Annotated in this window: 19 protein-coding genes; 11 read left to right on the top strand and 8 right to left on the bottom strand. The window is 67.8% G+C overall.

The features are described from left to right. Positions 1-60 precede the first annotated feature (60 nt). Both CLV29_RS14310 and CLV29_RS14305 read left to right on the top strand, forming a co-directional pair. Positions 61-864 (top strand): CoA transferase subunit A, encoded by an 804-nt coding sequence (locus CLV29_RS14310; protein WP_133755788.1) that lies wholly within the window; start codon positions 61-63, stop codon positions 862-864. Continuing rightward, positions 861-1,496, top strand: coding sequence for a CoA transferase subunit B (locus tag CLV29_RS14305; RefSeq protein ID WP_133755787.1), 636 nt, complete (start codon positions 861-863; stop codon positions 1,494-1,496). The genes CLV29_RS14310 and CLV29_RS14305 overlap by 4 nt, the downstream gene beginning before the upstream one ends. 72 nt (positions 1,497-1,568) lie before the next feature. Here the strand turns inward: CLV29_RS14305 and CLV29_RS14300 are convergent, their stop codons facing one another. Together CLV29_RS14300 and CLV29_RS14295 are read right to left on the bottom strand one after the other, a co-directional pair. Then, positions 1,569-1,979 carry a hypothetical protein gene (locus CLV29_RS14300; RefSeq protein ID WP_133755786.1) on the bottom strand — a complete coding sequence of 137 codons (411 nt, stop codon included), beginning with the start codon at positions 1,977-1,979 and terminating at the stop codon, positions 1,569-1,571. 2 nt (positions 1,980-1,981) lie between these two features. Next, a complete protein-coding gene (locus tag CLV29_RS14295; RefSeq protein WP_133755785.1) occupies positions 1,982-3,250 on the bottom strand; it encodes an aspartate kinase in 1,269 nt (422 codons plus the stop codon). 307 nt (positions 3,251-3,557) lie between these two features. Here CLV29_RS14295 and CLV29_RS16285 point away from each other — a divergent pair, with 307 nt between their 5' ends. Next, positions 3,558-4,031 (top strand): DUF1707 SHOCT-like domain-containing protein, encoded by a 474-nt coding sequence (locus CLV29_RS16285; RefSeq protein ID WP_166649290.1) that lies wholly within the window; start codon positions 3,558-3,560, stop codon positions 4,029-4,031. 2 nt (positions 4,032-4,033) lie between these two features. Here CLV29_RS16285 and CLV29_RS14285 read toward each other — a convergent pair whose 3' ends face one another. The 3 genes from CLV29_RS14285 to CLV29_RS14275 all read right to left on the bottom strand — a co-directional run bounded on the left by CLV29_RS14285 (position 4,034) and on the right by CLV29_RS14275 (position 7,876). Continuing rightward, a complete protein-coding gene (locus CLV29_RS14285; RefSeq protein WP_133755783.1) occupies positions 4,034-5,509 on the bottom strand; it encodes an amidase in 1,476 nt (491 codons plus the stop codon). Then, positions 5,509-6,813: an MFS transporter gene (locus tag CLV29_RS14280; protein WP_133755782.1), complete on the bottom strand. Its 1,305-nt coding sequence runs from the start codon at positions 6,811-6,813 to the stop codon at positions 5,509-5,511. The genes CLV29_RS14285 and CLV29_RS14280 overlap by 1 nt, the downstream gene beginning before the upstream one ends. 145 nt (positions 6,814-6,958) lie before the next feature. Beyond that, positions 6,959-7,876, bottom strand: coding sequence for a LysR family transcriptional regulator (locus CLV29_RS14275; protein WP_133755781.1), 918 nt, complete (start codon positions 7,874-7,876; stop codon positions 6,959-6,961). Positions 7,877-7,968: 92 nt separating this feature from the next. On the opposite strand from CLV29_RS14275, the gene CLV29_RS14270 reads away from it, so the two are divergent. After that, the gene (locus tag CLV29_RS14270) at positions 7,969-9,000 is read left to right on the top strand and encodes a Gfo/Idh/MocA family protein (RefSeq protein WP_133755780.1); all 1,032 of its coding nucleotides are present in this window, start codon (positions 7,969-7,971) and stop codon (positions 8,998-9,000) included. Positions 9,001-9,091: 91 nt separating this feature from the next. After that, positions 9,092-10,216: a M24 family metallopeptidase gene (locus CLV29_RS14265; protein WP_133755779.1), complete on the top strand. Its 1,125-nt coding sequence runs from the start codon at positions 9,092-9,094 to the stop codon at positions 10,214-10,216. Between the two features lie 23 nt (positions 10,217-10,239). Here the strand turns inward: CLV29_RS14265 and CLV29_RS14260 are convergent, their stop codons facing one another. Continuing rightward, positions 10,240-10,665, bottom strand: a complete 426-nt coding sequence (locus tag CLV29_RS14260; protein WP_133755778.1) for a PPOX class F420-dependent oxidoreductase — start codon at positions 10,663-10,665, stop codon at positions 10,240-10,242. 176 nt (positions 10,666-10,841) lie between these two features. Here CLV29_RS14260 and CLV29_RS14255 point away from each other — a divergent pair, with 176 nt between their 5' ends. From CLV29_RS14255 to CLV29_RS14245, 3 genes are all read left to right on the top strand, one after another. Next, a complete protein-coding gene (locus tag CLV29_RS14255) occupies positions 10,842-12,884 on the top strand; it encodes a bifunctional metallophosphatase/5'-nucleotidase (RefSeq protein WP_133755777.1) in 2,043 nt (680 codons plus the stop codon). Between the two features lie 140 nt (positions 12,885-13,024). Continuing rightward, entirely contained in the window at positions 13,025-13,819 is a 795-nt protein-coding gene (locus tag CLV29_RS14250) for an FAD binding domain-containing protein (RefSeq protein ID WP_208292979.1), read from the top strand. Continuing rightward, a complete protein-coding gene (locus tag CLV29_RS14245; RefSeq protein ID WP_243831953.1) occupies positions 13,816-16,476 on the top strand; it encodes a molybdopterin-dependent oxidoreductase in 2,661 nt (886 codons plus the stop codon). Before CLV29_RS14250 ends, CLV29_RS14245 begins: the two co-directional genes overlap by 4 nt. Before the next feature lie 631 nt (positions 16,477-17,107). Here CLV29_RS14245 and CLV29_RS14240 read toward each other — a convergent pair. Beyond that, positions 17,108-18,121, bottom strand: a complete 1,014-nt coding sequence (locus CLV29_RS14240; RefSeq protein WP_133755775.1) for an XdhC family protein — start codon at positions 18,119-18,121, stop codon at positions 17,108-17,110. Between the two features lie 692 nt (positions 18,122-18,813). Between CLV29_RS14240 and CLV29_RS14235 the strand changes: the two genes are divergently transcribed. The 3 genes from CLV29_RS14235 to CLV29_RS14225 all read left to right on the top strand — a co-directional run bounded on the left by CLV29_RS14235 (position 18,814) and on the right by CLV29_RS14225 (position 20,917). Then, on the top strand, positions 18,814-19,290 hold the full coding sequence (locus CLV29_RS14235) for a nucleoside deaminase (RefSeq protein WP_133755774.1): 477 nt from the start codon (positions 18,814-18,816) through the stop codon (positions 19,288-19,290). Between the two features lie 245 nt (positions 19,291-19,535). After that, positions 19,536-20,183, top strand: a complete 648-nt coding sequence (locus tag CLV29_RS14230) for a nitroreductase family protein (RefSeq protein WP_133755773.1) — start codon at positions 19,536-19,538, stop codon at positions 20,181-20,183. Positions 20,184-20,341: 158 nt separating this feature from the next. After that, complete coding sequence (locus tag CLV29_RS14225; protein WP_243831952.1) at positions 20,342-20,917, top strand: nucleotidyltransferase family protein; 576 nt, start codon at positions 20,342-20,344, stop codon at positions 20,915-20,917. 213 nt (positions 20,918-21,130) lie between these two features. On the opposite strand, the gene ileS is transcribed toward CLV29_RS14225, so the two are convergent. Next, entirely contained in the window at positions 21,131-24,286 is a 3,156-nt protein-coding gene (ileS, locus tag CLV29_RS14220) for an isoleucine--tRNA ligase (protein ID WP_133755772.1), read from the bottom strand. Positions 24,287-24,557: the final 271 nt, after the last annotated feature.

Raw genomic sequence — 24,557 nt, 5'->3', positions numbered from 1 at the left:
CACCCGGGTGTCGATCAACCGCGCCGGCGGTCTAGGCTCAGCGCCGGAAGGGAGATCACCATGGACAAAGTTGTCCCGACGGCCGCAGAAGCCGTCGCTGACATCGGGGACCGATCACGCCTGGCAGTCGGCGGATTCGGCCTGTGCGGAGTACCGGAGACCCTGATCAAGGCGCTGCTCGACACCGGCGCCACCGATCTGGAGGTCGTGTCCAACAACTGCGGTGTCGACGGCCGCGGACTGGGCAGACTGCTCGGCGAACATCGGATCGCGCGAGTGGTCGCCTCCTATGTCGGGGAGAACAAGGAGTTCGCCCGGCAGTACCTCAGCGGCGAGCTGGAGGTGGAGCTGACCCCGCAGGGAACCCTGGCCGAGCGCCTTCGCGCCGCCGGTTCCGGTATCCCTGCCTTCTACACCGTCACCGGTGCCGGTACCCAGATCGCCGAGGGGGGCCTGCCCTGGCGCTACGACTCCGAGGGCAATGTGGCGATCGCCTCACCGCCGAAGGAGACGCGTACCTTCGAGACCGCCGAGGGCCCGAAGGAGTTCGTCCTGGAGGAGGCGCTGGTCGCCGACTACGCCCTGGTGCACGCCTGGAAGGGCGACCGGCACGGCAACCTGATCTACCGTGCCTCGGCACAGAACTTCAATCCGCCGGCTGCGATGGCCGGCCGGGTGACCATCGCCGAGGTGGAGGAACTGGTCGAACCCGGTGAACTCGACCCGAACGAGATCCACACCCCCGGCGTCTTCGTGCACCGGGTGGTGGCGCTGAGCCCCGAACAGGCTGCGGACAAGATGATCGAGAAACGGACGGTCCGGCCACGACCGGACAGCGGCGAGGCCGAAGGGGGTACGAAGTGAGCTGGACCCGTGAGGAGATGGCTGCTCGAGCGGCCTCGGAGCTCGTCGATGGCAGCTATGTGAATCTGGGCATCGGTCTGCCGACCCTGGTGCCGAACTACGTCGATGACGACGTCGAGTTGGTGCTGCAGTCGGAGAACGGGTTGCTCGGTGTTGGCGCCTACCCCTTCGAGGGGGAGGAGGATGCCGACCTGATCAACGCCGGCAAGGAGACCGTCACCTTGCGCCGTGGCGCCTCGATCTTCGATTCCGCGACCTCGTTCGGGATGATCCGCGGCGGCAAGATCGACATCGCGATCCTCGGTGCGATGCAGGTCTCCCGCCACGGCGACATCGCCAACTGGATGATCCCGGGCAAGATGGTCAAGGGCATGGGTGGTGCGATGGACCTGGTCCACGGTGCCAAGCGAGTGATCGTGCTGATGGAGCATGTCGCCAAGGACGGCAGCTTCAAGATCGTCGAGGAGTGTTCGCTGCCCTACACCGGCAAGGGAATGGTGGAGCGGATCATCACCGACCTCGGGGTCATCGATGTCACCGCCGAGGGCCTGAAGCTGGTACAGACCGCGCCCGGGGTGAGTACCGAGGAGATCGTCGAGAAGACCGAACCGGAGCTGATCGTCGGCGTCTGATCGTCGGCGACTTCGTACACCGAACGGGCCCGGTGGATCACTCCACCGGGCCCGTTCGCTGTTTCGCCTCGCTCAGGCTCGCGGATCGGATCCGTCCGCCCCGCGTGCCTGCTTCCGGCTGACCCGGGGGGATTCTGCGTCCGGGATCGGCGCCCCGGCACGCGGCTGCTTGTGGCCGATGACCAGTGCGACGGTCACGAGGATGAACCCGATTGCGATCAGGATCGTTGCGATGCCGCTGGACAACCCGGTCACCAGCGCCACCGAGGCCAGCTGCCCTCCCTGGCCCATCAGCGCCAGACCGATCACTTGACCGACCAGGCCGGTGACCTCGGCGAGGATGATCACACCGAACCCGACCGCACCGAAGGTCCGCGGAGCGCCCGGGACGGCGAGTTTGATCACCGCCACCAGACAGCCGATCACCACCAGCAGCAGGACGATGCTGGGGAGCTGCGATGCCAGGGCATCTGCCCAGTCCATGATCAGCGCCCCGTTCCGGCGTAGACCACGGCCTCGGTGTCACTGTCCAGACCGAAGGCGGTGTGCGCCGCCCGTACCGCCTGATCGACCTCGGCCGAATCGACCACCACCGAGATCCGGATCTCGGAGGTGGAGATCATGCCGATGTTCACCCCCGCCTCGGCGAGCGCGCCGAAGAACCTCGCCGTCACCCCGGGGTGGGTACGCATGCCGACGCCGATCACCGAGACCTTGCCGATCTGGTCGTCGTAGAGCACGTTGTCGAACCCGACGTCCTCGGCGATCGCGTTCAGCGCCGCAACCGCCCGCTTGCCGTCGGACTCGGGCAGGGTGAAGGAGATGTCGGTCTTCGCCGTGCTCACCTCCGAGGCGTTCTGCACGATCATGTCGATGTTGATCTCGGCGTCGGCGACCGCGCTGAAGATCTTCGAGGCCTCGCCGATCCGGTCCGGTACGCCGACGATGGTGATCTTGGCTTCGCTGCGGTCGTGGGCGACGCCGGAAATGATGGCCTGTTCCATGGAGTTGTCCTCTTCGTCGATGTCGGTCACCCAGGTGCCGTCGAGGTTGTTGAACGATGAGCGCACGTGGACCGGTACGTTCTCCCGACGGGCGTACTCCACGCAGCGCAGGTGCAGGATCTTGGCGCCACAGGCTGCCATCTCCAGCATCTCCTCATAGCTGATCCTCGGGATCCGCCGAGCCGCCGGGACGATCCGCGGGTCGGCGGTGAAGACCCCGTCGACGTCGGTGTAGATCTCGCAGAAGTCGGCGCCCAGCGCGGCAGCCAGGGCGACCGCGGTGGTGTCGGATCCACCTCGCCCGATCGTGGTCACATCCTTGGTGTCCTGGCTGACCCCTTGGAACCCGGCCACGATGACGATGTCACCCTCGTCGACGGCGCTCTCGATCCGGCCGGGGGTGATCTGCAGGATCCGGGCATTGCCGTGGACCCCGGTGGTGATCACACCGGCCTGGGACCCGGTGAAGGAGCGTGCCTGCAACCCGAGGTCGTTGATCGCCATCGCCAGCAGAGCCGCACTCATCCGCTCGCCGGCGGTCAACAGCATGTCGAGTTCGCGCTGCGGCGGCTGTGGGGAGACCTGATTGGCCAGATCGAGCAGCTCGTCGGTGGTGTCGCCCATCGCGGAGATGACGACGACCACCTCGTGGCCGGCCTGGCGGCTGGCCACCACCCGCTTGGCGACCCGCTTGATGCTGGCGGCATCAGCCACCGACGAGCCACCGAACTTCTGCACCACACGGGCCACTTCTGAACTCCCTCTCTCAGGTCCGTCGCAACTGTAGTTCCCCCGGGCCCTGTGCCGATACCCGACCGCGCCGCGGACGCGAGGGCAGCGGTGGGCCCGGACCGAGCAGCCGACGGCGACCCGCAGGTCCGAACCAAACAAGCGTCACACTCGTTCCACCGTCAGGCCCTCCCGATCGCGCGGCTGCGCGGTCGGCGACGGAGCTGTCCGGATCGAGTGTGACGTTTGTCTGGCTCCCGCCTTCACAGCTCACTCTTCCCAGACGGAGCTAGGCTGCAATGAGCAGGAGACGACGGTCGGAGGCACCGTGGCTGAGGAGAACGCCAAGCGCATCGGCGATGCCGAGCGTGATCAGGCGGTGGCGCTCCTGCAGGAGCACCTGGCCGCCGGTCGCCTCGATCAGGAGGAGTTCGACGAGCGGATGACCAAGGCGCTCTCGGCCAGGACCAACGCCGACCTGCTGCCGCTGTTCGACGATCTCCCCGGTGAGCGACCCGGGCAACAGGTCGTGCCCCTCGCCCGAGCCGATGCCGTGGCCCCGCCGAGCACCGAGGACCGTCTCGGCCCGCGGATCGGCCAGGCCGTGATCGGCTCCCTGTGGCCGATCGCGATCCTCGCCTGTTTCATCTTCGGCTGGCACCTGTGGTGGTTGATGCTGATGCCGATGTTCTTCACCCCGGTGCTGTTCCGGCTGTTCGGTGTGCACGAGGAGCACGACCGGGATCGGCGCCGGCACCCGCGGCAGGACCCCGAGGGACCGGGCCGGATCGGCGGCCCCTGAGGTCACGGCGCCAGTGGCTGCCAGGGCTGCAGTTGCTCGATGGCCGCACCCACACCCAGCACGGTCCTGTCGTCATGGGGATGACCGACCAGCTGCACCCCCGTGGGGACACCGAGGTCACCGACCCCGGAGGGGACGGCCAACACCGGGCAGCGATTCGCGATGTTGAACGGCGAGGTCATGTGGGCCTCCCAGTAGTGCTGCAGGTGGACACCGCCGACATCGATCCCGTCCAGGTACTGTCCGTCGGCCGCCAGTGAACCGACCGCCGACGTGGGACACAACAAGACGTCGAATCCCGCCATCGCGGTGGCCAGCTCGGACTGCAACTGCGCCTCCAGCTGCACCCCTTCGTAGAAGCTCCGGCGGGCGACCGTGGCTTCGGCATCCTCCATGAACCGCCTGGTGTACTCGGCGAGCTCGCGGGTGTGCCCCGCGGTGGCTTCCCGCATGGCCGGTACGAGCAGATGCCCGAAGTGGGTGAACGAGGTCTCCCGGGTCCGCTCGGTGGTCCAGGGCAGCTGCACCTCGACCACCTCGGCCCCGGCCTCGGCGAGCTTCCCGGCCAGCCCGGTGGTCGCTGCCGCGACGGCCGATTCCACCGGATAGTCCCCGAGCCTCACCGAGAGCGCCACCCGGATCCCGCGGAGATCGACCGGTCGGCTCGCCTGCAACCAGTCGGTGGTCGACATCGGATTCGGCAACGAGGAGTGATCAACCGGGCTGAGGCCGGCCATCACCGAGGCGAGCAGTGCGGTATCGGCAACACTGCGTGCCATCGGCCCGTCACCACGGTAGGTGTCGAGCGACAGCGGCGGAGCCCCCGGGATCCGGCCGTACGGTGCCTTGTAGCCCACCGTGCCGGTGAACGCCGCCGGCAACCGGGTGGATCCGGCGATGTCGGATGCGGTGGCCAAGGGGGTGAAACCCGCTGCCAGGGCAGCCCCGGCGCCTCCGGAGGACCCTCCGGGTGAGCGATCGTGGTTCCACGGGTTGCGGGTGACACCCCACAGCGGGCTGTGGGTGAAGGTGGCGCAGCTGAACTCCGGGCTGGCGGTACGCAGATGCACGATTCCCCCCGCCGACCGGATCCGGGCCACCAGGTCGTTGTCGGCCCCCGCCACCCGTGCGGCGTCGAAGGACAACCCCTGCGACAGGGTGTGACCAGCGAGGGCGTGCTTCTCCTTGGTCGCGACCGGCAGTCCCAGCAGTGGCGGCAACGGACCGTCGTGCTCACCCGCGGCCGCCGATCGGTAGACCCGTTCGGCCTCGGCCGCCTCGGTACGCGCCTGTTCCCATAACTGTTCGGTGGTGGCGTTGATCGCGGGTTCGAGTTCGTCCACCCGGCGCTGCAACACCTCGAGGTATTCCACCGGCGACAGCTCTCGGTCCACGAAGCGCTGCCGTACCTGCAGGGCGCCGAGCGCGAGCAGCTCGGCCTCTGCGGTGGTGCTGTCGGTCGTCACCTGCCCGGTCATCAGCCCTGCCTACCGCGGGTCTCCGGGACCCGGGTGAGGATGATCAACAAGAACACCGCAACTGCTGCTGCCGCCATGTAGTAGCCGGGCGAGGAGGCGACCTGGGTCGCTCCGACCAGGGCTGTCCCGACGAACGGGGCGGTGCCACCGAAGAGTGCATAGGCGACGTTGTAGCTCATCGCCGTGGAGGTGAATCGGGTACGGGTGTTGAAGATCTCGACGAAGAAGGTGTAGCAGCCACCGCCGTAGAGGCACAGGCCGACCACGAAGATCGCCTGCCCCAACAGGGCCAACCCGAAGTTGCCGCTGGTGACCATGGTGAACACCGGGATGGAGATCACCGCCAGCACCGCCGACCCGATCATGATCATCGGCTTGCGCCCCACCCGGTCACCGATCAACCCGCCGACCGGCAACAGGATCGCGTAACTGGTCATCGCCAGAGCATTGGTCAGCAATGCCTGTTCCCGGCTCAGGTTGCCGGCGGTCTGGATGTAGGTGACGAAGTAGGCCGAGAGGAAGTAGAAGCCCATCGCGGTCAGCCCCATCACGAAGATCACCTGCAGCATCTGCCGCCAGTTCTTGGCCAGTGACTCGCGGATCGGGCTGAACTCCTCACCTCGCTCGGCGACGGCCTCCTTGAACACCTCCGACTCCTCGGTCTGGGACCTGATCCAGACACCGAAGGCCGACAGCGGCAGGGCCAGCAGGAACGGCACCCGCCAGCCCCAGGAATCGAAGGCGGCATCGCTGAGGCCGGTGCTCAGGGCCAGGATCAAGCCGCCGGCGACCACCGAGGGCAGGGCGGTCGCGGCCAGGGTGATGTTGATCCAGAACCCGCGACGGGCCACCGGGGCGTGCTCGAAGACGAAGGAGGGCCCGCCGACCGATTCTCCGCCGGCGGAGAACCCTTGTGCCAAACGGCACAGCACCAGCAGCACCGGCGCCAGCCACCCGACCTGATGGAAGGTGGGCAACAACCCGATCAAGGTGGTTGCCCCGCCGACCAGGAAGAGCGTGATGGCCAGAGTGCGCCGTCGACCGATCCGGTCACCCAGGGCGCCGAAGAAGAGTCCGCCCAGGGGACGGCAGACGAAGGCGACGCCGAAGGTGGCGAAAACCACCAGCAGCCCCGTCAGCGCATCGCCCTGGGGGAAGAAGTGGGTGGAGAAGATCACCGCCGTCAACCCGTACAGGGTGAAGTCGTAGAACTCGATGAACTGCCCGACGCTGCCACCCAGCAGCACCTTCTTCTGCACAGTCGTCGCACGTGTCGGTCGTGCGGCCAACGAGGGGTTTGTCATACCGACATCGTCGTCCCAACCGCGGGGGGCCGCCAGCGTTTCCGGGTTGCCCTTCGATGAAGTCCGATCGAGACAGCCGTTGCCGGGCCATCGAAGACATCGATGCCGACCGCCGAGACCGGTCAACAGCCCGTGCCGCGGCCGGTCAGTAGGCGGGCCAACGATCGGCGTACAGCTCGGCACAGACCTCGACGAAACGTTCGGCCCGGCGGGTCAGCGTCACACCGGCCGGTCGTGCGAGCACCACCTCCACCGGCGGCAGCTCCTCCACGATCTCCAGGGCCACCGGCTGGGTGGCACCGCCGATCGAGGGAACCCGTTGATTGAGCACGGTCCAGCCGTGACCGGCGGCGACGAAGGCCCGGACGGTCTCGTAGTTGCGGAACCGGTGCCGCACCTTGGGCTCCATCCCCAGTTGGGCGAACAGCCGTTCGTAGTACTCACGCGAATGCGGCAACCCCAGGGCGATCAACGGTTCGTCGTCGAAGTCGGTGAGTCTGACCGGTTTCCCTGCCCGGGCGGCCGGGTGATCATGGGGAACCAGCACATGCGGTGGGATCCGGGCGACCACGGTCCGATCGAAACCGGCCGGCAGATCCAGGTCATAGGCCAGGGCGAGCTCACAATCACCCGACATCAGCAGTTCCTGCAACTCGGCCAGATCACCCTCCCCCACCTCCAGCCGCACCCGCGGGAACCGGTGCTCATAAGCGGCCACGATCTCCGGTGCCCGGAACGGGGCGATCGGGCTGAAGACGGCGATCCGCAGCAACCCGGAGACCTCGTCGTCACGGATTCCCTGTGCGGTCTCGTAGAGAGCATCTGCCTGTTCGAGGAAGATGTCGATGTTGGACCACAGCCGTCGCCCCATCGGCGACAGCACGACCGAGCGGTTCCGGCGACGGATGAACAGCTCCACCCCGAGCGCGCGTTCCAGCTCGGCCATCGCGGTGGAGACCGTCGACTGCGAGACCTCCAGCCGCGCCGCTGCCGTGGTGATGCTCTGCGCCCGCGCCACGGCCTGGAAGTAGCGGAGCTGGATCAGCGTGAACGGCCGCGGCATTCTCGGATCGTCTCACGATCAGCAGGGCCACGACGGGTCTTCGTACCACTTGCGGACTTGACCGGACCGCCGCAGTCCTCTAGGCAGAAGCCATGAGCATCGAAACCGTCCGCTGGGGCATCGTCGGGCCCGGGAGCATCGCCAACAACCTGGTCCGCGACCTGGCGCTGGTACCCAATGCCACCCTCACCGCGGTCGGTTCCCGCTCGGCCGAGCGGGCGCAGGCGTTCATCGACGACCATGCCGATGACGAGGGGGCGAGCGGTACGCCGATCGCCTACGGCAGCTACGACGAGCTGATCCACTCCCCCGAGGTCGACGTCCTCTACATCGCCACCCCGCACGCCCAGCACCAGGCGATCGCCGAGGCCGCGCTGGCCGCCGGGAAGCATCTGCTGGTGGAGAAGGCCTTCACCGCGACGTTGGACGGGACGATGGCGATCGTCGAGGCGGCGCGGAAACACGACCGCTTCGTCATGGAGGCGATGTGGACCCGCTTCCTGCCGGCGATCGTGAAGATCGTCGAGCTGGTCGACAGCGGCGCGATCGGTGAGGTACGCGGGGTGCAGGCCGATCTGTGCCTCGGCCGTCCCTTCCAGGCCGGGCACAGACTGTTCGAGCCGTCGACCGCCGGCGGGGCCCTGCTCGACCTGGGGGTCTACCCGGTCTCCTTGGCTCAGTACTTCCTCGGTGACCCCGAAAGCGTGGTCGCCGCCGCCAGCCACTACGACAACGGTGTGGATGCCTCCACCAGCATCCAGCTCGGCTACTCCGACGGGCTGCTCGCCTCGCTCTACTGCTCGATCGAGAACGCCGGGCCGGGGCGGGCGGCGATCCTGGGTACGGAGGGTTGGATCGAGATCCCGCCCCGGTTCCACCACCCCGATCGGTTCATCGTGCACCACATGAACTGGACCGGCCGGGCCGACCAGCACCACGAGCATCCGCCCATCGGCGGCGGCTACTACCACGAGCTGGTCGAGGTCACCGAGTCGATCCGCGCCGGCCGGACCGAGTCGGCGATCATGCCGCTGTCCGACACCGTGTCGGTGATGAAGATCCTGCAGGCCTGCGCCGATCAGGTCGGGTTGTCCTTCACCGAGGACCCGCAGATCCCGCGCTGAACCCGGGTTCTGCCCGACGCCGGTGGACCCACCGAGGAGACCCTCGGCCGGGGCCCCCGGCGCAGTGAGCGCCGATGGCTACAGTCGTGCCATGAGCAGCGTCCTCGACCCCTCCGTGTTCGGCCGCCGACTGGAACGCGCCGCATCCCTGGCAGCCGGGGCCGGCCTGGCCGGGCTCTTGGTGACCCCCGGCGCCGACCTGCGCTATCTGGTCGGTTCGGAGGCCGAATCCTTCGAACGGCTGACCTGCCTGGTGATCCCCGCCGACGGTCGCCCGGCCTCGCTGGTCGTACCCCATCTGGAACTCGGGGCCTGGCGGACCGGTGCGGTGACCACACTCGGTCTGCCGGTCCTCGACTGGATCGACGGCGCCGATCCGTACGCGCTGGTGCTCGATGCGCTGGGCACGCCCGCGACCGCCGCCGTCACCGATGCGATGCCGGCACTGCACCTGATCCCGCTGAACACCCGGCTGGCAGCCCCGGCGGTCTCGGCGACCCCTCTGCTCAGCCAGTTGTGGATGCGCAAGGACGAGTCCGAGATCGCCCAGCTCCGCGAAGCCGGGGCGGCGATCGACCGGGTGCACGCCGGCATGGCCCGGTGGCTGCGCGCCGGCCGGACCGAACGGGAGGTCGGCGCTGACATCGCCTCCGCGATCGTCGCCGAGGGACATGCCCGGGCCGACTTCGTGATCGTCGGCTCCGGGCCGAACGGCGCCGACCCGCACCACGAGGTCTCGGACCGGGTGATCAACAACGGTGACATCGTGGTGGTCGACATCGGTGGTCCGCTGCCCAGTGGCTACAACTCCGACTGCACCCGTACCTACAGCATCGGTGCACCCGATCCGGCGATCGCCGCACAGATCGCGGCACTGGAGGAGGCCCAGGCCTCGGCGGTCGCCGCGGTCCGACCCGGGATCAGCGCCGAGGCGATCGATGCGCGCGCCCGGGAGAGTCTGCGAAGGGCCGGTCTCGAGGAGTTCTTCACCCACCGCACCGGCCACGGGATCGGCCTGTCGGTGCACGAGGCGCCCTACATCGTCGCCGGGAACACCCTGGCGGTGGAGCCCGGGATGGCGTTCTCGGTGGAACCGGGGATCTATCACGCCGGTGAATGGGGTGCCCGGATCGAGGACATCGTGGTGGTCACGGCCGACGGCTGCGAGCGGCTGAACAACCAGCCGCACGGATTGACGGTGTTGCCGGCGACGTGATCGGTGACGGACTTCGTCCATGATCACCTGCTGACGATGCCCGGTCCCTCCTCGAACAGCATCCGCGACCCCAGCACCCGCTCGATCGTCACCTCGATCACCACCCGCTTCGGATTCGGCCGGGGTACGCGGTAGCGCTGCGCGTACCGGGCTTCGGCATCAGCCACCGCCGACGGATCGGTCAGTACCCGGGCCGTCCCCTCCAGGCTCAGCCAGCGGCGGCCGTCGACCTGGCTCAGCACCGCCCAGGTCCGTCGCTCGGCATTGCGCACCTTGGACGAATCGCCCGAGGTGATCACCCGCGCCAGCCCCGATTCCGGATCGTAGGTGAACCCGACCGCCACCACCTGCGGGCTGCCGTCGGCCCGCAGGGTGGTCACCACTCCCAGGTGCCGCTCGGCGAGGAAGGCGAGTGCATCCGGTGTCAGGTCGGCGATGGTACGAGGCATGGGCCCACGCTACGAGATCCCCGACCGGGAGTCGGCCACCGCGGCGAAGGAGGAGCCGCTGCCGTCCACCCATCCGGCCGAACCCGCACCGCCCACCCGGCCGCTGCTCTAGGCTGCCGCTGTCCGGACCCACCTCGCCGTGGGCCGACGCATCGCCCCCCGAGTGAAAGGCCGCCATGTCGTCCCCCCACCGCCGTCGCGCACCACGTACCGCTGCGCTCGCCGCCTCCGCCGCCGCCCTGCTGCTGCTCGCCGCTCCGTCCACGGCCCGGGCCGATGAGGCCGCCGAACCGATCGACCTGACGCTGCTGGCCACCACCGACAACCACGGCCACGTGCTGAACTGGGACTACTTCGCCGACGCCCCCTACCCCGAGGGTGAGGAGCTGGGACTGGCGCGACTGGGCACCTTGATCAACGAGGTACGCCAGGAGAAGGGTGAGGAGTCGGTGCTGCTGTTCGACAACGGCGACGCCATCCAGGGGACCCCGCTGACCTACCTCTACGGTTACCGCGAACCGGTCACCGAGACCGGTGAGAGCCACCCGATGGCGGCGGCATTCAATGCCCTGGACTACGACGCCCAGGTGGTCGGCAACCACGAGTACAACTACGGTCTGGAGCTGCTCGACAGCTACGCCGAACAACTCGAGGCACCACTGCTCGGAGCGAACGCCCTGGTCGCCGGCACCGAGGAGCCGAGCCGCCCGCCGACGACCATGATCGAACGCACCATCGACGGCCAGCAGGTGCAGATCGGTGTCGTCGGCGTGGTCACCCCCGGCGTCCGCTACTGGGACAAGGCCATCGTCGAGGACAAGATCGACTTCGCCGATCAGGTGGAGACGGTGCAGCAGTACGTCCCGCAGTTGAAGGCCGAGGGCGCCGATGTGGTGGTTGCCCTGGCCCACACCGGTCTCGACCCCGAGGGCCAGACCTGGGATGCCTCGGCCCGGCAGGAGAACCTCGCGACCTCGCTCGCCGAGAACGTACCTGATCTTGATGTGGTCGTCGCCGGGCACACCCACCAGGACATCCCGGAGACCATCGTCGAGAAGAACGACGGTGGCAAGACCTTGATCACCCAGCCCTATTACTGGGGCAACAGCGTCTCCGAGACCTCACTGCACCTGGTCCCCTCCGGTGACGGTTTCGAGGTCAACTGGTCCGACACACCACCGACGGCGGTGTCGCTGTACGCCCACGGTGAGGTCGCCGAGGATCCGGCCGTGGTCGCGGCGGTCAGCCAGGCCCACGAGACGACGATCGACTACGTGAACACCACGATCGCCACCTCCACCGAGGAGATGAGCGGCGCCACCTCGCGGTACGAGGACACCGCTTTGCTGGACATGGTGAACCAGGTACAGACCGAGACGGTACGCGAAGCACTGGCCGGCACCGAGAACGCCGACGCCACCGTGATCTCCCAGGCATCGCCGTTCAACCGCGATGTGGTCTTCGACCAGGGCGAGGTGACCATCCGCGACATGGCAGCCCTCTACATCTACGAGAACACCCTGCTCGGCGTCGAACTCACCGGTGCGGAGTTGAAGGACTACCTGGAATGGTCGGCGCGCTACTTCGTGCAGTTGGAGGAAGGGGCAACCTTCGACCCCGAGACCGACACCAACGCCTGGGACGCCGAGGCCGGCCGGGCGATCCCCGACTACAGCTACGACGTGATCGACAACCTCGACTACACGATCAACGTCTCCCAACCGGTGGGATCACGGATCGAGGGGTTGAGTCACCCCGACGGTACGCCGGTCGCCGACGACGACACCTTCGTCATGGCCGTCAACAACTACCGGCAGTCCGGCGGTTCGGGATACCCCCACATCACCGACGCACCGGTGGTCTACGACGAACGCCTCGAGATCCGCCAGTTGTTGATCGACTGGGCGATCGAGACCGAGACGATCGACCCGGCCGAATTCCGTGACGAGAACTGGGAGGTGGTCACCAGTTCGCCGGTGACCGAGCCGAGCACGGATCCGAGCGGTGACCCCGATCCCGGACCGAGCGGTGACCCCGACCCCAGCCCGAGCGGTGACCCGTCGACCACCCGGTCCCCCAGTGCCGGCACCGGCACCGGCACCGAGGACGGTGGCAAGCTGCCGCCGCTGGCCGACACCGGTGCCGGACCGCTGACGGCACTGCTGCTCGGGATCCCGCTGACCGTGGTCGGTGCGGCGCTCCTGCGGCGTCGCCGCTGACGATCGCGCAATGCCCGGAAGTCGTCGCTCGACGTCGACTTCCGGGCATTTCAGCGTTCGACCAGAAATTGACCGGCCGATCGTTACCTGCGCGATACATAAGTGATGCTGCTGACATATCGATGCGATTAGCTCGCGACGTGGACCTCATCGACATCGAGCATGTGCGCCTCCCGCACAGCCGCGATGAACTGTGGCTGGAGCCCGGTGAAGCCTTCATGGGCGGCGGTACGGCGCTGTACTCCGAGCCTCGGCCGGGCATCCGCGGCCTGGTCGACCTGACCGCCATGGGCTGGCCGCCGATCGAGGAACTGCCGGACGGCGGCATCCGGATCGCCGCCACCTGCACCCTGGAGCAACTGGCCGAAGCCGACTCCCACCCGCTGTTCCGGCCCTGCGTCGATGCCCTGTTCGGGTCCTGGAAGATCCACCGGGTGGCGACCGTCGGCGGCAACATCTGCCTCGCCCTGCCCGCCGGTCCGATGACCTCGCTGACCTCCGGCCTGGACGGCACTGCGGTCATCTGGGCTCCCGACGGGAGGGACCGGCGTACCCCGATCATCGGTTTCGTCCGCGGACCACAGGAGATCAGCCTGGCCCCCGGGGAATTGCTGCGGGCGATCGAACTGCCCGGCAGTGCCCTGCGCTCACCGAGTGCGATGCGGCGGACCTCGCTGACCCCGATGGGACGTTCGGCGGTGTTCGTGGTCGCCCGGGCCGATCCGGGTGGCGACTTCGCCGTCACCATCACCGCCTCGACGACCTGCCCGGTCCGGCTCGGGTTCACCGGCGTCCCGACCGCCGCCGAACTGACCAAGGCGATCGACGGCATCGACGTCTGGTACGCCGATCCGCACGGCAGCATCGACTGGCGCGCCGACCTGACCAAGCGCTTCGCCGAGGAACTGCGGGTCGAGTTGGGTGAGGCTGCATGAGGTTGCGGGTCACCATCGACGGCGTACCGGTCGACACCGAGGCCCGGCCGGGTCAGGTGCTGCGTACCTTCCTGCGCGATCAGGAACGGTTCGCGGTGAAGAAGGGCTGTGACGCCGGCGACTGCGGTGCCTGCACGGTGCTGTTGGACGGCTCACCGGTCCACTCCTGCATCACCCCGGTCCATCGCGCCGACGGTGCCGAGGTCACCACCGCAGCCGGACTCGGCACCCCCACCGATCCCCATCCGATGCAGCAGGCATTCGTCCGCGCCGGCGGCTTCCAGTGTGGATTCTGCACCGCCGGGATGGTGGTCACTGCTTCCTGTCTGGATGAGGAACAGTTGCAGGACCTGCCACGGTCGATGAAGGGCAATCTGTGCCGCTGCACCGGCTACCGCTCGATCGCCGACGCGATCGGCGGGCAGGTCAATGTCCGCTGCGAGGCCGATCCCGGCGATCCGGTGGTCGGCAGTTCGGTGATGCCGCCGGCCGCCTGGCGGGTGGTCACCGGGACCGAGCAGTACACCTTGGACACCACCGAACCGGGACGGCCGCTGCTGCATCTGGCGGTCCTCGGCGCCACCGTTTCACATGCCCGGATCACCGCGATCGACACCACCGCGGCCGAGGCCCTGGAAGGGGTACGGGCGGTGCTCACCCACCGCGATGCGCCGCAGGTCCTTTTCTCCACCGGCCGGCACGAGTCACGCACCGACGATCCCGACGACACGATGGTGCTGGATCCGGTGGTCCGCTTCCACGGCCAGCGGGTGGCTGCGGTGGTCGCCGACACTGTTGATCTTGCTCAACGGGCTGTCGAGTTGATCAAGGTCAGCTACGAGGAGTTGCCGGCGGTCTTCGATCCGCAGGCGGCGCGTACCCCCGGTGCTCCGTTGTTGCACGGGGAGAAGGATCAGGCCCGGATCGCCGAACCGGACCGCAATGTGGTGGCCGCACTGCATGCCGAACGCGGTGATGTCGCCGCGGCGGTGGCGGCCGCCGATGCTGTGGTGACCGGGAACTGGGCCACTGCCCGGGTCGCCCATGTCGCCCTGGAGACCCATGCCACCAGGGGCTGGGTCGACGACGAGGGCGTGCTGAACCTGCGTACCTCCTCCCAGGTGCCGTACCTGATCCGGGACGAGATCGCCCGGGTGTTCGACCTCGAACCGGACAAGGTACGGGTGTTCACCGCCCGGGTGGGTGGTGGCTTCGGCGGCAAACAGGAGATGCTGACCGAGGACCTGGTGACCTTGGCCGTACTGCGGACCGGGCAACCGGTGCAGTACGAGTTCACCCGCAGCGAGGAGTTCCTGCGGGCACCGCTGCGGCATCCGATGCGGGTCGGGGTGACCGCCGCCGCCACCGCCGACGGACAGCTGACCGCGCTGGCGGTGAACGAGCTGATGGACACCGGCGCCTACGGCAACCACGGCGCCGGGGTGATGTTCCACAGTGTGCACGAATCGGTGGCGGTCTATCGCTGTGCGAATGTGAGCATCGACGCCGAGTCGGTCTACACCAACAACCCACCGTCCGGGGCCTTCCGCGGGTACGGCTTGGGCCAGGTGATCTTCGCCATCGAGTCGGCGATCGACGAACTGGCCCGCAAACTCGATCTTGATCCGATCGAGTTCCGCCGCCGCAATGCGGTCCGTCCCGGCGACCCGTTGGTCACCGTCGAGGACGATCCCGGTGACGTCGGCTATGACGGTGAGGACGGGTTGGGTCAGTGCCTGGAGCTGGTCGAGAAGGCGCTTCGGAAACCCGGTGGTCGGCTGCGCGCCCCGGCGGGTTGGAAACGCGGTCGGGGCGTCGCCTTGTCCATGATCGCCACCATCCCCCCGCGGGGGCACCACGCGACCGCTGCGGTGGAGGCGTTGGACGACGGCAGCTTCGTCGTCGAGGTCGGCACCGCCGAGTTCGGCAACGGCACCACCACCGTGCACACCCAGTTGGCCGCGCAGGCCCTGGGGGTGGGGGTCGATCGGGTGAAGATCAAACAGTCCGACACCGCTCTGGGGACCTACGACACCGGCGCCTACGGTTCGACCGGGACCGTGGTCGCCGGCCGGGCGGTCTTCGCCGCCGCGAGCGCCCTGGCCGAGCAACTCGCCGCCGGCGGAGAGCGACGGGCGGTCGCCAGCCATGACGGCACCCCGCGAACGGTCGCGTTCAATGTGCACGGTTTCGACATCGCGGTGAATCCCGGTTCCGGTGAGGTACGGATCCTGCGCTCGGTGCATGCCGCCGATGCCGGCACCGTGTTGAACCCCGAGCAGTTGCGGGGGCAGATCGAAGGCGGCGTCGGGCAGGCGATCGGCTCGTCGTTGTACGAGATCGTGCAGGTGGTCGACGGTGAGGTGACCACCAGCACGCTGCGGAACTACCGGACCCCGAAGTTCGGTGACCTGCCGCGGACCGAGGTCTACTTCGCCGACACCCATTCGCCCCTGGGTCCGCTGGGCGCGAAGTCGATGAGCGAGGCACCGTACAACCCGGTGGCGCCGGCGATGGCCAATGCGATCCGCGATGCCCTGGGGGTACGCCCGTTCGAGCTGCCGATGAGCCGGGACCGGGTCTGGCGGCTCGCCCAACCCGACGCCTGGCACATGGGCCCGATGGCGACCGTACCCTCGGTGCATTTCGAACGCTGACCCCCGGGCCTGTCCGACGCTGACCCCACCCCCGGGCCTGTCCAACGCTCACCCCAACCCCGCACCTGCCCACCACGGACCCAACCCCAGGACCTGCCCAACGCTCACCCCAACCCCAGGACCGGCCCAACGCCGACGAACCCCGTCCTCACCGACCCGTCGACAACCCAGGCGATCGATCCGTCGACAACCCAGGCGACCGATCCGAACCAAGCCGGCCCGAACCAAGCCGGCCCGAACCAAGCCGGCCCGAACCAACAGCGGGCCCGACCGCGGTCAGGCGCGCGCTCAATCCGTTCCGCAGCAAATGCACTCCTCACGGGCTCTGAGCTGCAACTCCTGCGGAACGGATTAGAGCGCTCACGTGGCACGGGCACGCAAGCGACAGTCGTACCAGCGGCGGACGCACGGCCCACGGCCCCGAGCACAGCCACAGAGAGACAGACAGACAGCCCAGACAGTCCACACCCCAGACAGACGACGCGAATCCGACCACACACCCCACCCGACAAATCTGTTCCACAGGAAATGCACCCGTCACAGGCTCTGAGATGCGTTTCCTGCGGAACAGATGAAGGGATCGAGGCGACGGGGCATCGAAACCCGACGGCGAGACGCGGGCCGAGGGATCTCAGCTCGTCGTGAGTCGTGACAACGACGCCGACTTCGACGCCAACTTCGACCGGGACCTTCCACCGGAGTTGCCATGGATGGCTCCCTCACCCGTCCGCAACGGCCGACCCGACGTACCGTTGCGCTGCGCCAACACCTCGGCAAGGATCGAGATGGCGGTCTCGGCGGGGGTGGAGGCACCCAGATCGAGCCCGATCGGCGAATGCAACCGGGTGAGCTCCTCGTCGCTGAGCCCGAGGTCGAGAAGTGCGCGCATGCGTCGTTCGTGAGTACGCCTGGACCCCATCGCCCCCACGTACCCGGCCGGCGACCGCAGTGCCAGGGCGATCGTCTCGGCGTCGAAACGATCGTCATGGCTGAGCACGCAGATCACCGATCGGGAGTCGAGCTGGGCGGCGGCGAGGTGACGCGGCGGCCAGGCCACCACCAGCTCTGTGCCCGGGAACCGGTCCTGGGTGGTGAACAGCGCCCGCGGATCGCAGACTGTGACTCGATAGTCCAGCGCCTGTGCGGCAGCCGACAGCGCCGTCGAGTATTCCATCGCCCCGACGATCAGGAACTGTGCCGGCGGGGTCCGCGTCTCGACGAACTCGGCGTCACACTCGCGGCCACCGAAACCATCGGCAGAGTAGAGAAGGCGGGCACTCTGTCCGCTTCGCACCCGCGCGAGGGCAGCGAGCACCCCGGCTGCACCTGGGTGGTGCGGATCCACCCGGCTGAGATGGATCCGCAACTCGCCGCCGCAGGACAGGCCCGCGGCGTACAGGTCATCATCGGCCACGCCGAAGCTGACGATCCTGGTTCGCCTGTCGTCCAACACCCGTTCGGCGACATCGACCACCGCCCCTTCGACGCAGCCGGCAGCGATACTGCCGATCACCGACTCCCCGTCGAAGACCATCGAGGATCCGAGCACATGCGGGGCGCTGCCGTCCACACCGATCACGGTGGCTGTGACGAACGGTCGATCGCCAGAGATCAGCGGCGACAGGCGGTCGGCGAGCTCCAGCATGGACGAATCCTGCCAAAGCGATGTGACGGCCAGATTTCGTCGGCATCGATCTCCGGACGCGGAGAACGACGGCTCGCGCCCGGTGCACACGTCGATCCGCCACTATCGGCGCGGATTCCGCCCGTTCATGTCCTGACCAACCGTCGAAATCCGCGATCGCCGTGGACACCACGCGCCCAACCTGAACGTCACGATCCGACGCCGGTATGACCCCACGACCAACTCTTCGCGCGGAGAACGATGGCTCGTACTCAACGCACTCGTCTATGCGACCCCGCCGGCGCGGATTCTGCCCGCTCGCGCGCGGGTCGGGCCGTCGAAATCCGCGGATCACAGTGGACACCCCCTCGCCCGCCCGATCGTCAGCGGTCCGATCGCCGCCACCCCGATCGTCAGCGATCCGATTGCTGCCCGCTCCCATCGCCAGCGGCGCGACCAGATCTTCGCGGAGAACGACGGCTCGCGCCCGGTGCACAGTCGATCCGCCACTATCGGCGCGGATTCTGCCCGTTCATGTGCTGACCAACCGTCGAAATCCGCGGGACGCGCGGACCACCCGATCATTGCCCAGCTCACCCCGCGTGCCGAAACCCGCTCGCCGCGCCGTTCCGGGATCGGACTGACACACAGCCGAAACGCGCACTGCTTAGGGTGATCCCGAATCCGGTTCCGGCCGGGGAGGGAGAACGAGGATGTCGGACGATGCGAAGTGGCTGCAGCGCGCGGTAGATCTGGCCGCGCAGAATGTCGCCGACGGTGGTGGTCCGTTCGGTGCCGTTGTGGTCAGCGCCGACGGCGAGTTGCTGGCCGACGGGCAGAACCGGGTCACCCGCGACCTCGACCCGACCGCCCATGCCGAGGTCACCGCGATCCGGGCGGCCTGCCTGCGGATCAGTGACTTCTCGTTGGTCGGGGCGACTCTCTACGCCTCCTGCGAACCATGCCCGATGTGTCTGGCAAGCGCACTCTGGTCCCGGGTGGACCGGATCGTCTACACCGCCGACCGTCACCAGGCCGAGGTCGGCGGCTTCGACGACCGCGCCTTCTACGACCTCTTCAACTCCCCCAGCATCTCCTGGCAGGCGCCGAAGGTCGAGCACGTACCGACTCTCACCTCGAACCATCCGTTCGAGGCGTGGCAGGCCAACGCGGCCCGTACCGACTACTGACTGTCGAGCACCGTCACCGTGTCCGCGCTTTCGACCACGCGGCCATGGGACCGCGCTCGGAGATGGCACTGGCTCGGGACCACCGCGCGGACAGGATCGCCGACCCTCGGTTCGAGTACCCCAGCGGACCACCCGTACGCGAACCGGACCACGCTGACGCTGAGCCCGACAACACGGACGGGGAGCCCGACCACGCTCAAGGGAGCGGGTGTTCATCTCGGTCATGGTGGTGCGAAACTGACGGGGTGAATCTGAACCTGTCAGCCGATGAAGTCCTGACCACCACCCGTTCGGTACGCAAGCGACTCGACTTCGATCGCCCGGTCGAACCCGAGATCATCCACCAGGCACTGGAGATCGCCCTGCAGGCGCCGACCGGCTCCAACCGCCAGGGATGGCACTGGATGATCGTCACCGATCCGGCGAAGAAGAAGGCGCTGGCCGACATCTACCGGTCGATCGCCGAACCGTACTTCGCGATGCCGAAACCGGAGTACCGCGAGGGCGATGCGCGCGGTGAGCGGATGTCCGCGGTCTCCAGTTCCTCGCAGTACCTCTCGGACAACTTGGAGAAGGCACCGGTGTTCGTGATCCCCTGTATGTGGGGCCGGGTGGAAGGCCAGGACACCGGCGCGGTCGCCAGCTTCTACGGCTCCATCCTGCCGGCGGCGTGGAGCTTCATGCTCGCCCTGCGCGAGCGCGGGCTCGGTTCGGCGTGGACCACGCTGCACCTGCCGGGCGACGGGGAGAAGCGCGCGGCGGAAGTCCTCGGCATCCCCTACGAGAAGGTCACCCAGGTGGCGTTGCTCCCGGTCGCCTACACGATCGGCACCGACTTCAAGCCCGCCAAGCGCCAGCCGCTGGAGACCGTGCTGCACCACGACACGTGGTGATCGATGCCACACCCGCCTGCCGGTGACACGCCGAACGTCACACTCGATCGCCTGCACCAACCTCAGAGCCGCGCCGGAGCAGGCGTCCTGGTCAGCGCTGTTGGATCGAGTGTGACCTTTGTCTTGTTGCCGACTGTCGAGCTGACAGGAACGACCTGGTGACGGGTGCGGAGGGCCCGATCGGGCTGGTCCTGGCCGCCGGCGCCGGACGGCGGGCCGGCGGGCCGAAGGCGCTGCGTCGGTTGCCCGACGGCACTCCCTGGGTGGAGCACGCGGTACGAACACTCGCTGCGGGTGGCTGTGACGGTGTGCTGGTGGTTCTCGGCGCCGGTGCGACGCAGGCACGTCCGCTCGTCCCCGAGGAAGCGAGTGTGGTGGTTGCCGACAACTGGGCCGACGGCATCGGCGCCTCGTTGCACCGGGGCCTGGCTGCGGCCGCGACCACCACGGCGACCGCCGCCCTGATCAGCTTGGTCGACCTGCCCGGGCTGCCGGTGCTGGTGGTCCGCCGGGTCCTCGGCTTCGCACCCGTCGGACCGGAATCGATGCTCCGTGCCGGGTACGGCGGCCGGCCCGGTCATCCGGTCCTGCTCGGCCGCAATCACTGGCAGCCTTTGCGGGACACCGGGTCTCCGGACCGGGCGGCCGGGCCGTACCTGCGCGATCACGGCGCCCCTCTGGTCGAGTGCGCGGACCTGTGGGACGGCGCCGACATCGACCGACCCGGTACCTGACTCTCCCGTGCGCACTCGACAGTCGGGGAATTGGTCACCCCGGCGGGGGTGCGAACTCGTCCGGGGCCGATCGGCTCGCCGGACCGGCGCCTCCTTCCCTGTCCTCCGGTGGCCACTCGGTGATCTCCGACGGCGGGTGGACTCCCCGACGACTACCCACCCGCGTCAGGTGCACGGGCCCTTCGACACACCAGCGACCATCCGGCGGACTGCTCAGACCCTCGCAATCGCGATCCGTACCCCGAGATCGGAATCGACCAGAGCGTCATCACCGAGGTCGGTCTCATCCATGGACACCGCCAGCACCTCATCGGCGATCAGGTCGCCATGCTCGCGGATCGCCAGTGACAGCTCATCGCCGGCGCTCCACCGCAGGGTGATCCGATCGGAGACGTCGAAGCCACTGTTCTTCCGTGACTCCTGTACGAACCGCACCACATCCCGGGCCTGTCCGGCACGTACCAACTCCGGCGTCAGCTCAAGATCAAGAGCGACCGTCTCTCCTTGGGCATTGACCACCGACCAGCCTTCACGGGGACGCTCGGAGATGATCACCTCGTCCGGTCCGATCTCGGTGCCACCGTCGAAGTCGACGCTCGCCCGGCCCTCGGCGGCCAGCGTTGCCGACAGCTGCGCGGCATCGGCGGCGGCGATGGCGGCCGCCATCTGTGGGGTCTGCTTGCCGAACCGCTTGCCGAGCGCGCGGAAGTTGCCCTTGGCCTCGTAGTCGACCAGTGCACCGGCACCGGAGAACGGCTCCACGGACTGGATGTTCAGCTCCGCGGTCAACTCCGCCTTCAGCTCCTCGGTCAGCTTCTCGAAGGCGACGGAGGGTACGAGCGCCCGCTGCAGCGGCTGCCGGGTCTTCACCGCCGCCTCGGCACGGGCCGAACGGCCCAGCTCCACCAAACGCTTGGTCAACTCCATCGCCTGGTCAAGATCAACATCGACCACCGACTCATCAGTCACCGGCCAGTCAGCCAGATGGACCGAGGCCGGGCCGTCGGGATCGACAGGCACGAACAGGTCCTGCCAGACCCGTTCGGTGATGAACGGCACCAGCGGTGCCATCAATCGGGTCAGGACATGCAGGGTGTCGTGCAATGACTGCAGGGCACCGTTGTCCCCGTCCCAGAAGCGGCGACGCGAACGGCGTACGTACCAGTTGGAGAGCTCGTCAACGAACTCGCTGAGCAGCTGGCCGATGCGCTGGGTGTCGAAGTTCTCATAGGCATCGGTCACCTCGGTGATCAACACATTGGTCGCCGACCGCAGCCACCGATCCAACACATGATCACTGGTGACCTGGCCGACGGCAGCGGGGGTCCAGTCGTTCGCCCGGGCGTACAGGGCTTGGAAGGCGACGGTGTTCCAGTACGTCAACAGCACCTTGCGGACGGTCTCGTTGATCGTCTTGTCACCGACCCGACGCGCCATCCACGGCGACCCCGCGGCTGCCATGAACCAGCGCACCGCATCGGCACCGTGACGGTCCATCAACGGGATCGGCTCCAGGATGTTGCCCAGGTGCTTGCTCATCTTCCGGCCGTCCTCGGCCAGGATGTGCCCCAGGCAGAGCACATTGCGGTACGAGTTCTGATCGAAGACCAACGTGCCGACAGCCATCAGCGTGTAGAACCAGCCGCGGGTCTGGTCGATGGCCTCGCAGATGAAGTCGGCCGGGTAGTGGCTGCCGAAGGCGGCCTCCGAACCGGGCGCATGCGGATAACCCCACTGGGCGAACGGCATCGAACCGGAGTCGAACCAGGCGTCGATCACCTCCGGCACCCGCACATAGGTGCCGTCCTCGCCCTCGATGCTGAATGTGATGTCGTCCACGAAGGGCCGGTGCGGGTCGAGTTCGGACAGGTCACGGCCAGACAGCTCGCTCAACTCGGCCAGTGATCCGACGGCCACCAACTTCGAGGGATCAAGATCATTGCGCCAGATCGGCAGCGGCGTACCCCAGTAGCGTCGACGCGACAATGCCCAGTCGACATTGTTCTTCAGCCAGTCGCCGTAGCGGCCCCACTTGACGTTCTCGGGGTACCAGTGGGTGCCCTCGTTCTCCCGCAGGAGCTCGTCCTTGATCTTGGTGGTACGGATGTACCACGACGGCAGTGCGTAGTACATCAACGGGTTGTGGCAGCGCCAGCAGTGCGGGTACGAGTGCTCGTACTCCAAGGCCTTGAACAGTTTCCCGCTTGCCTTCAGCTCGTCGACCAGCGGCAGGTTCGCCGCCCGGAAGTGCATCCCGCCGACCAGTGGCACGGAGTTGTCGAAGTTGCCCTGCTCGTCGATCGGGTTGATCAACTCCACACCGTTGCGGCGAGCCGACTCGAAGTCGTCGGCGCCGAAACTCGGTGCCTGGTGGACCAGACCGGTGCCACCATCGGTGGTGACGTAGTCCTCGGTGACGACGAAGGCGCCGCGGCCGGGCAGCTCGACCAGGTCGAACGGACGCTCGTAGGTCCAGCCGACCATCTCCTCACCGGTGAAGGTGTCGGTGGCGCCCCACCCCTCACCCAGGGCCGACTCCAGCAGGGGCTCAGCCACCACGACCGGGGTCTCCCCCGCCTTCACCGCGACGGTGTAGACGACATCGGACTTCACCGCGACCAAGGCGTTCGACGGCAGGGTCCACGGGGTGGTGGTCCAGATCAACAGATCGGCCTTGCCCGCCTGCGGCCCGGAGGTCAGGGGCAGCCGGACGTAGACCGACGGGTCGGTGATCGTCTCGTACCCCTGGGCGAGCTCGTGATCACTCAGACCGGTGCCGCAGCGCGGGCAGTACGGGGTGACCCGGAAGTCCTCGGTGAGCAATCCGGCGTCGAAGATCTGCTTCAGCGCCCACCACGCCGACTGCACGTACTCGGGGTCCATGGTCCAGTAGGCCTCGTCCAGGTTGACCCAGTAACCCATCCGCTCGGTCAGCTCGGTGAAGGCACCGACATGGCGCTGCACGGATTCGCGACAGCGCTCGTTGAAGGCCTCGACGCCGTAGTTCTCGATGTCGGGCTTGCCGTTCAGGCCGAGTTCCTTCTCCACCGCCAGCTCGACCGGCAGACCGTGGCAGTCCCAACCGGCCTTCCGGTCGACCCGATACCCCTGCATGGTCCGGAACCGCGGGAAGACATCTTTGAACACCCGGGCCTCGATGTGGTGGGTGCCGGGCATGCCATTGGCGGTCGGCGGACCTTCGTAGAAGGTCCAGGTGTCACCGTCGCGGGTACGCTCCAGCGACTTGGCGAAGGTGTCGTCGCGCTGCCAGAGCTGGAGGATCTCGTGCTCCATCCGCGGCAGGTCGATCTGCGCCGGTACGGCGGCGTAGGTACGGGACGCGTCTTCGGGGGTGACCTCGTTGGTCATTGCGGTGGTTCCTCGGTCGTCAACCTGGTTGAAGGGACGTCTCCGGCCACTCGGCGACCGGTCCGCGGTACCACCCTTCTTGGCGATCGGGATCGCCCACTCTTGCTCGCTGCGGCCGGTTCTACAGGGCTCGCCGCTGGATCGCGGTAGCCGTTCTTCCGGCAGCTCCGGGGTGATGGCCCCATCCGTGCCGTGCAGCGGGTCCACTGTAGTCGATCCGACAACCGGCCGCTGCCGGGATTACGACGGGTCGCCGCTCGCGGGATTCCCG

Origin of the sequence: Naumannella halotolerans, assembly GCF_004364645.1 — a bacterium.
GTDB classification, from domain to species: Bacteria; Actinomycetota; Actinomycetes; order Propionibacteriales; family Propionibacteriaceae; genus Naumannella; species Naumannella halotolerans.
The sequence above is the reverse complement of the archived record's forward strand: the minus strand, read 5'-3'. Positions and strand labels throughout refer to the sequence as shown.